Here is an 11,526-nt window from a genome sequence, read left to right on the forward strand (position 1 = left end):
AGCGCAAGCCGTTCGGGAAGCCAGCCGCAGCACCCGAACGCACCGGGCCGTTCCGACGCCGGGCCGTAACACCCCGGTAGGCGCGGGCCGTTCGGACAGTGGGTTGCGGCGCCCCGGTGGGTAAAGGCCGTTGGGCGGGTGGCTGCGGCGCCCGCGTGAGCGGAGGTCGTTCGGGCGGTCGGCTGCGGCGCTCGGTGGGTGGCTGCGGGTTGGGGGTGGTGTGACGGGGATGCTCGGCCGGTCGGGGGGGTGCGCTCGTGCGGCCGGCGGGTGTCCGGGGGCGGCGGCGTGCCGGCTCGGGGCGGCGTGGAGGGTGAGCGGGGCCCGGGTGCTCGTCAGGAACGGCGCAGCGGCGGCGCGCCGAGGGGTCGATGGGCGGTGAGGTGGGCGTAGGCGACGACGTTGCCCAGGTAGTGCTGTTCGGTGTGGTCGTAGCCGGCGCCGCAGGTGATCAGGCGTAGTTCCGCGCCCGTCGCGGCCGTGTAGACGCGGTGGTCGGGGAAGTGCTCGGCGCGGTAGACCTCGATCGCGTCGATCGTGAAGATCGCGGTGTCGCCGTCGGCGCGGTCCACCTCGACGGTGTTCCCCGGGTGCAGGGCGCCGAGGTGGTAGAAGACGGCCGGCCCCTCCCCGGTGTCCACGTGTCCGGCCACGATCGCGGTACCGCCGGCGCCGGGGGTGGTGCCGTCCCGATACCAGCCCGCGAGATTCGGCTCGTCCGCCGGCGGTGCCGCGAGTCGGCCGCCGGCCTGCAGATCGAGCCCGGTCAACGGCGCATCCACCCGAATCGCCGGGATCCGTACCCGAATCGGCGCGGCGGCGGACAACGGGGCGAGCGGGGGCGGATCACGCGGCACCGGCCGCACCACATCCGGATAGCTCTGCCCACTCGCCGGTTGCGGCGGCGGTCCCGGAGCGCCGGTCCCGTTGACGAGCAACACGGCCCCCAGGCACATCACGACGACCCCCGCGCCGACGGACCCGAGGCCACGCCTGCGACGAGGCTCGTCGGCGGGAACGGCTGCGTCCACGCGGGCTCCTGACTCGGTGGCTGGGACAGGCTGCTGCGGGCTGCTCGCTGCGGGCCGGGCGGCGGATCGAGAGCGCACACCGCGACGGGCTCGTACACCCGAACCCACGAAGCCGCTACACGTCACCGCGTTCCCGTACCGCGCGAGGGGATCGGCGGGGCGGGAACGCGGGTGGGCGGCCGGAGGCGGCGGTTCAGCGACCCCGGAGGCGGCGCAGGGCCAGGCCGGCACCGGTGGCGAACAGGGCCGCGCCGACCGCGATTTCGCTGCCGCTCGGGGTGTCGGAGGTACTGCCGCCGCCGGTGTCCATGCTGCCCGAGGGGGCCGCGACATGGCCGACCGCATGCTCCGGGGGCGTCCCGTGCTCGTTCTCGGCCGAGGATGCCGGGCCCTTGTCGGTTGATGTGCCCTCGTGCGCCGGGGCCTTGACGTCCGGGCACAGTCGCGCGGCGGTGGAGGCGGTGGCGTTCATCTCGGTCTTGGCCCGCTCGACCTGCTCCTGCCGGGCCCGGTCGGGCCGCCCGCCGGCGGCGTCCCGGCCGAGGTCCACCACCGCGGCGTCGTACTGGAGCTGCGCCTTCGCGGCGGCGGCGACCGCCTGCGCGCAGTCCACGGGATTACCGGCCGGCAGGGCGTGCGCGGTCGCCGGGACCGCCATCGCCAGACCCGCGCCGAGCAACATCGGGCCCAGCAGCCTGTTGATCGAGGGCATGTCGTCAACCTCCGGCGAGCCCGGAGGCGGTGGGGCCCACCGCTGCGGACAACCGCGCTCGCGGCTTCCAGGAAAACCGGGCGGAGATGCGCACGCATGTGGAAAACGTCACAATGTGATCTTTTGACTACCGAAAGTCAAGGTGGAGGTCCCGGACTGGCCCGCCTCATCCACCCCAGGGGCCCGGTTTCCGGAAAGTCCAGCCCGACTGCCCGAACGGGTGACCGCCGGCGGCCCGCGCGCAACCCATGGCGACGCGGCGCCCGGCTCGGGAGCGGCACCGAGGTGCGACTTCCGGATACCGCCTCGACCGGTGGGTCGCGGTCCGGTTACCGCCTCGACCGGCGGATCACGGTCCGGGCGGCGTACGGGCCGCGCCCGATTCCCGGACCGCCCCCCGACGCACCCGGTCGGCGGCGGCGCCGTACCCCGTGCGGCGCCGCCGCCGACCACCCCCGCCCCCGATCCGGCCCCGGTCCGTGGACCCCCCGTAAGGTCCACGGACGGGGACGCAACCCCGCCGGCGCCGCGCCGCGCGGCGGAGCACGGCGCCCACGGGCATCAGTGGGTCGTGCCGCCCGGTGCGGTGATGTCCTCGGTGCGGCTCGCCGCCGTGGTCACGATCGCCCGGAGCGCGGTGACCATCGTGGGCACCGGGAGCGACGGCTCCGCACGGTCGGTGACCTGGTCGGAGGAGTACGGGATGTGGACGAAGCCGCCCCGGGCGGCGGGATGTTCGGTGGCGAGCAGGTGCATCAGGCCGTAGAAGACGTGGTTGCAGACGAACGTGCCCGCCGTGTGCGACACCGCCGCCGGCACCCCCGCCGCGCGGACCGCCTCCACGCACGCCTTGATCGGCAGCGTCGCGAAGTACGCGGCGGGGCCGCCCTCGACGATCGCCACGTCGATCGGCTGTCGGCCGGCGTTGTCCGGGATCCGCGCGTCGTCGATATTGATCGCGACCCGCTCCACCGTCACGTTCGGCCGCCCGCCCGCCTGCCCCACGCACACCACCAGATCCGGCTCGACCCGCGCCACCGCCGCGCGCAGTTCGTCCAGGGCGAGCCCGTACACGCACGAGAGCTCGACCGCGGTCACCTCGAGGCCGGCCCCGGGCGCGTCCGCGAACAGTCGGACGGCCGCCCACGACGGGTTGGTGGCCTCGTCGCCGAAGGGCTCGAAACCGGTGACGAGTACGCGGGTCATGGCTGTTGCCTCCTGAAACGACATACGACATACGACGGGACGGGACGGGCTCAGAAGGCGAATGCCGACATGATCCCGATGTTGACCACAAGCAGCGCCCCCGCCGTCGGCAACTGCGCCTTGATCGGCCCGTATTGGTCCTTGAGCCCGAGCAACGCCGCGGGCACGAGGTTGAAGTTGGCCGCCATCGGCGTACACAGCGTGCCGCAGAAGCCCGCGAGCATCCCCAGCGCGAGCACCACCGCCGGGTCGCCACCACCCTCGACCACCAGGACCGGCCAGCCGATCGCCGCGGTCATCACCGGGAACGCGGCGAAGGCGTTGCCCATGATCAGGGTGAACAGGAACATGCCCAGGCAGTACACGATCACCGCGATGTAGATCTTGCCGTCCGGCAGCACCTTCGAGGTGAGCACGCCGACCTGCTTGCCCACCCCCGACACCTGGAAGATCGAGCCGAGCGTGGCGAGCAGTTGCGGCAGCAGCAGGGCCCAGCCCATCGCCTCCAGCATCGAGCGGCCCTCGTGGATCGGCACGCTGATCCGCTTCTCCCGGACCACCAGCATGCCCACCACCAGGGCGACGATCGCCCCGATGCCGAGCCCGAGGATGGTCTCGCTGCCCTTTTGCAGTACCGGGTCGGAGCCGATGTGCCACTTCTTCACCACGACCGCGAAGATCATCGCCACCACCGGGATGGTCAGCGCCGGGATGAAGATCCTGCCCCCCAATCGGGAGGCCAGGGCCACCCGTTGCTCGCGCGTGGTGGTCGCTACCGTGCCCCTGCCGGTGAACCCGAAGCCGGCCAGACACACCATCACCAATACGGCCACGCCCAGCGGTTCGGCCGGCGAGGTCTTCTCCACGACCCGGGTGCTGTAGATGAAGCCCGCGCCGAGCAGACCCCAGAACGCGGCGCTGCCGAATCGTTTGGGGTTGGTGCGGTCCACCAGCATCTGCGCAGCCATCACCAGGAATACGGCGCCGACCAGCCAGAAGAACCATTCGACCTTGATCACTTGAGCTTCCCCTCGGCAACGCCGACCCCGGCGGGACCTGCGGCAACGGTTGCGGCGACGGGCGCGCCGGCGGCGGCCGTCGCGAGGTCGCGGGCCAACGTCCGGTCCAGGCGCAGCAGTCGGCCGCCGTGGATGAGGAAGGCGAAGACCGCGGTGGGGATCGCCCACAGCGCCACGTGCAGCGGCTCGATGTGCTGGTGGTACGTGGTGTTCACAAACCCGGTGATCAGCAGGATCGAGCCGACCGCCAGGAAGCAGTCCTCGCCGAAGAACAGCCCGACGTTGTCGGCGCCCGCGGCATGCGAACGGATCTTCTCGCGCGTCTTCTCCGGCAACGCGCCGTGCGTGCGTTCCGCCGCGCCCTCGGCCATCGGGACCACCAGCGGGCGGACCGTCTGGGCCGGGCCGCCCAGGCTGACCAGGCCGACGGCGGCGGTGAGTTGGCGTAGTCCGAGATAGAGCACCAGGAAGCGTCCGGTGGTCAGCCTGCCGAACTTCGCGATCAGGTTCCGGGCCTGCTCCTGGAGGCCGTTGCGTTCCAGGAGGCCGATCACCGGCAGGGTGATCGCGAAGATGGTGACACCCCGGCTGGACGCGAAGCCGTTGCCGAAGGCGGCGAGCACTTCGCGCGGCGACAGGTCGCCGAGCAGGCCGGTGGCCACGCCGGAGACGCCGACCACCAGCAGGGGGTTGCGTCGGGTGGCGAACCCGACGATCACCAGCAGGACGCCGAGGAGCACAATCATTTGCGCAGCCTTCCACGCTCGGGTCCTCGAACAGAGGGGACGAGGAGGTGCCGAGGAGGCTAAGCTATTGTTGAACAATCCCACAAGACCTTGTGAACGGCTCGGGAACTTGATCTACTCCTCCCGCACCGCTCGTCGCACTCTGGGGGACCCCACATGGCCCAAGACGTCGACCTCGCACGGCCCTCGGCCGACGAAACGCTCGGGCGCCTCGCCGCCGATCGAGATCTGCTCGGTCGAGCCGGCACCGCGCAGCGCGTCGCCGAGGTGCTGCGGGATCGGATCGCCGAGGGCGCGCTGCCCCCGGGCACCCGACTCTCCGAACAGGCCCTGGGCGCCGCCCTCGGCGTCTCCCGCAACACGCTGCGCGAGGCGTTTCGCACGCTGGTGGACGGCCGACTGGTCGTACACGAGATGAACCGCGGCGTCTTCGTCCGGATGCTCGACCCCGACGACGTGATCGACATCTACGCGGTCCGCCGGGCCCTGGAGGGCACCGGACTGCGGCACGCCGAAGTGGCCGGCCCCGAGCGACTCGCCACGCTGCACGCGGCGGTGGCCGGCGGCGAGGCGGCGGCCGCGACCGGCGACTGGGCCGAGGTGGGCACCGCGGACCTGCGCTTCCACCGGGCCGTGGTCGCGCTCGCGGGCAGCCCGCGCCTGGACGAGTACATGACCCGGTTGATCGCCGAACTGCGCCTGGCCTTCCTGGCCATGCCCTCGGCCCGCGCGCTGCACGAGCCGTTCCTGTGCCGCAACCGGCAGATCGTCGACCTGCTGGCGGCGGGCGACACGCTCGGCGCGGCGGCGGTGTTGGAGCGCTACCTCGACGACGCGTGCGAGATGATCTGCACCGCGATGCGGATGGACGGCGCGTGAACATGAGCACCGGTACGAGTACACGTACGACCGTGATCGACCTCAACGCCGACCTGGGCGAGGGCTTCGGCCGCTGGACGCTGACCGACGACGCGGCGCTGCTGTCCGTGGTCACCAGCGCCAACGTCGCGTGCGGGTTCCACGCCGGGGATCCGGTCACGATGCGCCGGGTCTGCGAACTGGCCGCCGAGCAGGGGGTACGGATCGGCGCCCAGGTCTCCTATCGCGACCTGGCCGGCTTCGGCCGCCGGGCGATGGACGTACCGGCCGCCGAGTTGGCCGCCGAAGTGGCGTACCAGATCGGCGCGTTGGAGGTCTTCGCGCGCGCCGCGGGAGCGCGGGTGGCGTATGTCAAGCCGCACGGCGCGTTGTACAACCGTACGGTGTGGGACGCGGACCAGGCCGCCGCGGTGGTCGCCGGGGTGCAGCTGGCCGGTGGCGCGCTGCCGGTCCTGGGGCTGCCCGGCTCGCGTCTGCTCGAAGCCGCCTCGACCGCCGGACTGCCTTGCGTACGCGAGGCGTTCGCGGATCGGGCATACACCGCGCAGGGCACGCTCGTGCCGCGCGGGGAACCCGGAGCCGTCGTCCAGGACGGCGACCGGGTGGTGTCCCGCTCGTTGACGATGGCGCGTGAGGGCGCCGTCGTCGCCCTCACGGGAGAGCGGGTCGCCGTCTCGGCCCGGTCGTTGTGCCTGCACGGCGACACCCCGGGTGCGGCCGAGTTGGCGCTGCGGGTCCGCCGCGCGCTGCTGGCCGCCGAGGTGTCCCTGGAGCCGTTCGCGTGAGGACCCTGCCGGTGGGCCGACACGCACTGCTCCTGGAGGTGGACACGGCCGACCGGGCCGAGGCGCTGCACGCCGAACTGCTGCGCCGACGCGCGGCGGGCACGCTCCCGGCGGTCCGGGAGATCGTGCCGGCGGCGCGTACGGTGCTGCTCGACGGCCTGGCGGAGCCGGCCGCGCTGGCCGCCGAGGTCACCGGATGGCGGATCCCGCCGCTGTCCGCCGAGTCGGGGGAGCGGATCGAGATCGCGGTCCGCTACGACGGGCCGGACCTGGCCGAGGTCGCCGAGTTGTGGTCGGTGCCGCCGGCGGCGATCCCCGAGATCGTCGGCGCGATCACCTTCCGGGTCGCGTTCTGCGGTTTCGCCCCGGGCTTCGGCTACCTGACCGGCCTGCCCGAGCGCTACCACCTGGCCCGGCGCGCCACCCCTCGTACCGCGGTCCCGGTCGGCTCGGTCGGCCTGGCCGGGGAGTACGCGGGCGTATACCCACGCTCCTCCCCCGGCGGCTGGCAACTGATCGGCAGCACGGACGCGATCCTGTGGGACGCGACCCGGGAGCCGGCCGCACTGTTCGCCCCGGGCGTACGGGTGCGGTTCGTGCCGGTGGGCGCGGGATGAGTACGAGTGGCGCCGGCGCGGGTCGGGCCGGGGCGCCGAGGGGCGTGCGCGGTAGGGGCGGGTTCGCGGTGGTGGGTGCAGGTACGCGGACGGTCGGGATGAGGCCGCCCGGAGAGCCGGCGGCCGGTCAGGGCGTGGGCCTTCGAGGCGGGTTCGGGTCGTCCGGCGCGGTGGGTTCGTGGGGGTTCGGGGTGGTGGGCGCGTGAGTGTGCGGGGCTTCGAGGTGGTTCGGGCCGGGGCTCTGACGACCGTTCAGGATCTGGGGCGTGGGGGGTTTGCGCATCTTGGGGTGCCGCGGTCCGGGGCGTTGGACCAGCCGGCGCATCGGGTGGCCAATCGGCTCGTGGGGAATCCGGCCGAGGCGGCGACCCTGGAGACCACTGTGACCGGCACCGCGGTGCGGGTGCGCGCGACCACCGTGGCCGCGGTGGTCGGCGCGCCCTGCCCGGTCCGGGTCGACGGGTGCCCGGTCGCGTGGGGCGCGGCCGTTCGGGTTCCGGCGGGCGCCGTGCTCGACGTCGGCCCGGCAACCGCCGGACTCCGCAGCTACCTGGCCTTCGCCGGCGGAGTCGCGGTCGAACCGGTCCTGGGCAGCCGATCCGCCGACCTGCTGTCCGGCCTGGGCCCGGCGCCGCTGGCCGACGGGGACGTACTCCCGCTCGGCGAGCCGACCGGCGCCACGCCGCCCGACGCGGACGTGTCCCGGCGACCCGGGCCGCCCACCGAACTGGTCCTGCCGCTGGTACTCGGCCCGCGACAGGACTGGTTCACCCCGGCCGCCCGCGACTCGCTGGGCGTCGCGCGGTACACCGTGGCCTCGGCGAGCAACCGCATCGGGCTGCGTACCGACGGACCCGCGCTGAGCTGGGCGCGCACCGGCGAACTACCCAGCGAGGGCATGGTGTTGGGCGCGGTCCAGGTCCCCCCGGACGGCCGCCCGGTGCTGTTCCTGGCGGACCACCCGGTCACCGGCGGCTACCCGGTGATCGGCGTGGTCCCCGAGGAACACCTCGCCGCCGCCGCCCAGGCGGTCCCGGGCACCCCACTGCGCTTCGCGGTCACGGCGCACTGAGGCCGGGATCGGGGCCGGGGTCGGAGTCGGGTCGGACGTCGCGGTCGGCGCGCCCGGGTGGTGTCGCCGCCGTCGGAGCGCACGCCGCCACGATCGTCCGGCACCGCTCCCTCGGCATCGCCGTCGGCGCCGAACGGGTCCGGCTCGAGACGCCCGACGTCGGCAACGACAACGACACACATTTCCCCACCGTCGGCCGCGAGTTCGAGGCGGTGGCCGGGATCCGCGAGGTGACCGTCGGGGCGCCGCCGTGCCCACTGCTCCCGATCCGCGCGTTGCTGCCGTTCGCCGTCCGCCCACCCACCGAACTGCTCACCACCGACCGGGAGTTCACCCGAGCCGAGCGGTAGCAAAAGCAGGCCGTCGGCGTGCGCCGGCGCACTCCCCCGCACACCACCGGCCACCAGCAACTCGGCCTGCTCACCCATGAGTTCCTCACGTCCGGCCCGGTGAGTTCCGCACGCTTGATTGGTGATGATTGCCACTTTCGGCAGCCTCGGCGCGCCGGCAGTGTTCCCCGTGGCACCCGGCCAACGGGAATGGGAGTGCGATGAATCAGGGCTACGCGGGCTACTGCGACGCCGATCGGTTGTTCTACGACGCGCCGCACCGGCTCCGCACGGACGAGGGTGGTCCGGGGGCGCACTACGAGACGGTGCGCCGTGCCCTGCCCGACGACTGGCGCCGGGACCCGCTCGGCGAATGGCTCGTGTGCCGGCCGGTGGACTGCGAACTGCCGCACCAGGGCTGGAAGATCCACGTCTCCGCGGTGCACGAGAACGCCGAACGGGTGCTCGCCGAGGTCTGGGACTACTGCGTCCCCCGAGGCATCGCCTTCAAGTGCCTGCCCAGCCCGTATCTGCTGCACACCCGCAACACCAAGTACGCCGATCGGGCCGGCAGCGGGAAGTTCGTCACCATCTACCCCGCCGACGACGCCCGATGTCACACGATCGCGGAGGAGTTGTCCACCCGACTGGCCGGCGAACCCGGGCCGTACATCCTCAGCGATCTGCGCTGGGGCGAAGGCCCGGTGTACCTGCGCTACGGCGCCTTCACCGAGCGCCATTGCCACAACGCACGCGGGGAAGTGTGTCCGGCCATCGCGGACGACACCGGCACCCTGGTCCCCGACCGTCGCGAACCCACGTTCCACATACCGCCCTGGATCACCCCGCCCGCGTTCCTCGAACCGCACCTGGCCGCCCGTGCCGCCACCACCGTCGGCGAACTCCCGTACCTGATCGAGAGTGCGCTGCACTTCTCCAACGGCGGCGGGGTCTACCTGGGCCGCGACCGGCGCACCGACGAGCAGGTGGTACTCAAGGAGGGCCGCCCGCACGCCGGACTGGGCGCGGACGGCGCGGACGCGGTCACCCGCCTGGAACGCGAGCGGGACGCGCTGCGCCGGCTGGCCGGCCTGGCCTGCACACCCGAGGTGCGCGACTGGTTCGCCGTCGGGGAACACCGGTTCCTGGTCCTGGAGTTCGTCTCCGGTCGGCCGCTGAACACCTTCTTCGCCCGTCGACACCCGCTGATCGAGACCGACCCCACGCCCGAGCAGCTCGCCGACTACACCGAATGGGCCATGCGCGTACACGGCCTGGTCGAGGACGCGGTCGCGCAGATCCACGCACGGGGCGTGGTGTTCAACGATCTGCACCTGTTCAACATCATGATGGCCGAGGACGAGAAGTCGGTGACGCTGCTCGACTTCGAGGCCGCCGCGATCGACGACGAGACCAGGCGCCAGTCGGTGGCCAATCCCGGCTTCGTCGCACCCCGCGACCGACGCGGCTTCGCGATCGACCGGTACGCACTGGCGTGTCTGCGGATCGCCCTGTTCCTGCCGCTGACCAGCCTGTTCGCGATGGACCGGAACAAGGCCGAACACCTGGCCCGGGTTGCCGCTGCGGCATTCCCGATCCCGGCGGGCTGGTTGGACCCGGCGGTCGCGGAGATCCTGCGCGAGTACGAACCGGGTCGGACGGAGCCTGCGGCGCAGTCGGTGACCGCGGCGGGCTCGCCGGCCGCGGCCGGTACCACCGGGTCGGCCCGGTCGGGCCAGGCAAATGGCTACCTGCCCGTGGATCCCGGCGACTGGCCGCACAGTCGGGACTCGATGGCCCGGGCGATCCGGCTCTCCGCCACGCCCGAGCGCGAGGACCGCTGCTTCCCGGGCGACATCACGCAGTTCACCGTGCCCGGCGGCGGCGCGTGTCTCGGCACCGGCGCGGCCGGCGTGCTGTACGCGCTGGCCGAGACCGGCGCCGAGCGCTACCCGGCGGGCGAGGAATGGCTGTTGCGGGCCGCCAAGAACCCGCCGGCCGGCAGTCGGGTGGGCTGCTACGACGGTCTCTCCGGCGTCGCGTGGGTCCTGGACCGACTCGGCCATCGCGAACACGCCCTGGATCTGGCCGAGTCGATCATCGGCACGGATCGGCGCGGTCTCGCCCCCGACCTCTACAGCGGACTGGCCGGTCTCGGGCTGGCCCTGGACGCACTCGGCACCTCCACCGGCGAACCCGCCCTGCACGCCCAGGCGTTGTCCTGCGCCGAGCAGCTCGCCGACCGGCCGGCCGGCGGCCCCGCGCCGACCCGGGCCGGGCTCCTGTACGGCGCCACCGGCAGCGCCCTGCTGTTCCTGCGCCTGTACGAACGCCTCGGCGAACCGGCCCTGTTGGACGCCGCCGCCGACGCGTTGCGGCGCGACCTGGCCCGCTGTGTGGTCGCCATCGGCGGCACCCTGCACGTCGACGAGGGAACGCGGACGTTGCCCTACCTCGGAGCCGGCAGTGTCGGCATCGGCATGGTGCTCGACGACTACCTCGCGCACCGCCCCGACGCCGAATTCGAGGCCGCGCGGGGCGAGATCGTCCGCGCCGCCCGTGCCCGGTTCTACGCCCACCCGGGCCTGTTCCGCGGCACCGCCGGGATGATCCTGCACCTGAGCCGTACCACCACCGGCGAACCCGACCGGCGCACCGCCGAGGCGCACCGCCTGTTCGGCCAGCTGGCCTGGGGAGCGATCCCCTATCGCGGCGAACTGGCCTTCGCCGGCGACCAGATGATGCGGCTCTCGATGGACCTGGCCACCGGCACCGCCGGTTGCCTGCTCGCGTTGGGCAGCGCACTGCACGAACACCCCGTGCAACTGCCCTTCCTCCCGCCGCTTCGGCGGCCCTGAAGCCGGTCCCCGCATGGGGATCGAGGCAGGACCGGCCCGCCGTCCCGGGGGCCGCGCACCATCCCGATCGATCGTGCACCACAACCGAGAGGAACGATCACCATGGCACTTCTCGACCTGCAGGCCATGTCCACCGAAGAGACCGAGCTCGGCGGCGGCGGCCACGGCGGCAGCCAGCTCAGCCTCCTGCTCTGCGGCAACAGCAGCCTGAGCCTGCTCAACTGCGAGTAATCCGGTCGATCCCCGAGGGTGGCTCGACCACCCGGAGGTAG

The 11,526-nt window shown here is 73.0% G+C and carries 11 protein-coding genes; 6 read left to right on the forward strand and 5 right to left on the reverse strand.

What is annotated here, in order from left to right:
* Positions 1-335 precede the first annotated feature (335 nt).
* From ABIA38_RS23910 to ABIA38_RS23930, 5 genes are all read right to left on the reverse strand, one after another.
* Positions 336-956 carry a class F sortase gene (locus ABIA38_RS23910; RefSeq protein ID WP_424641044.1) on the reverse strand — a complete coding sequence of 207 codons (621 nt, stop codon included), beginning with the start codon at positions 954-956 and terminating at the stop codon, positions 336-338.
* A gap of 268 nt (positions 957-1,224) precedes the next feature.
* Entirely contained in the window at positions 1,225-1,743 is a 519-nt protein-coding gene (locus ABIA38_RS23915; RefSeq protein WP_424640836.1) for a hypothetical protein, read from the reverse strand.
* 561 nt (positions 1,744-2,304) lie between these two features.
* Positions 2,305-2,949 (reverse strand): pyroglutamyl-peptidase I, encoded by a 645-nt coding sequence (gene pcp, locus ABIA38_RS23920; protein WP_424640837.1) that lies wholly within the window; start codon positions 2,947-2,949, stop codon positions 2,305-2,307.
* Between the two features lie 50 nt (positions 2,950-2,999).
* Positions 3,000-3,968 (reverse strand): DUF979 domain-containing protein, encoded by a 969-nt coding sequence (locus ABIA38_RS23925; protein WP_424640838.1) that lies wholly within the window; start codon positions 3,966-3,968, stop codon positions 3,000-3,002.
* Positions 3,965-4,714: a DUF969 domain-containing protein gene (locus tag ABIA38_RS23930; protein WP_424640839.1), complete on the reverse strand. Its 750-nt coding sequence runs from the start codon at positions 4,712-4,714 to the stop codon at positions 3,965-3,967. Before ABIA38_RS23930 ends, ABIA38_RS23925 begins: the two co-directional genes overlap by 4 nt.
* A gap of 156 nt (positions 4,715-4,870) precedes the next feature.
* Here ABIA38_RS23930 and ABIA38_RS23935 point away from each other — a divergent pair, with 156 nt between their 5' ends.
* The 6 genes from ABIA38_RS23935 (at position 4,871) to ABIA38_RS23960 (ending at position 11,485) form a co-directional block, all read left to right on the forward strand.
* Positions 4,871-5,593 (forward strand): GntR family transcriptional regulator, encoded by a 723-nt coding sequence (locus ABIA38_RS23935; RefSeq protein ID WP_424640840.1) that lies wholly within the window; start codon positions 4,871-4,873, stop codon positions 5,591-5,593.
* A 2-nt stretch (positions 5,594-5,595) separates the two neighbouring features.
* A complete protein-coding gene (locus ABIA38_RS23940; RefSeq protein WP_424640841.1) occupies positions 5,596-6,378 on the forward strand; it encodes a LamB/YcsF family protein in 783 nt (260 codons plus the stop codon).
* Positions 6,375-6,995, forward strand: a complete 621-nt coding sequence (locus ABIA38_RS23945) for a 5-oxoprolinase subunit B family protein (protein WP_424640842.1) — start codon at positions 6,375-6,377, stop codon at positions 6,993-6,995. The genes ABIA38_RS23940 and ABIA38_RS23945 overlap by 4 nt, the downstream gene beginning before the upstream one ends.
* Positions 6,996-7,197: 202 nt before the next feature.
* Complete coding sequence (locus tag ABIA38_RS23950) at positions 7,198-8,067, forward strand: biotin-dependent carboxyltransferase family protein (protein ID WP_424640843.1); 870 nt, start codon at positions 7,198-7,200, stop codon at positions 8,065-8,067.
* Positions 8,068-8,617: 550 nt separating this feature from the next.
* On the forward strand, positions 8,618-11,254 hold the full coding sequence (lanKC, locus tag ABIA38_RS23955) for a class III lanthionine synthetase LanKC (protein ID WP_424640844.1): 2,637 nt from the start codon (positions 8,618-8,620) through the stop codon (positions 11,252-11,254).
* Positions 11,255-11,356: 102 nt separating this feature from the next.
* A complete protein-coding gene (locus ABIA38_RS23960; RefSeq protein WP_424640845.1) occupies positions 11,357-11,485 on the forward strand; it encodes a SapB/AmfS family lanthipeptide in 129 nt (42 codons plus the stop codon).
* Positions 11,486-11,526 lie beyond the last annotated feature (41 nt).

Origin of the sequence: Embleya sp. AB8 (assembly GCF_049739465.1) — a bacterium.
Classification (GTDB): domain Bacteria; phylum Actinomycetota; class Actinomycetes; order Streptomycetales; family Streptomycetaceae; genus Embleya.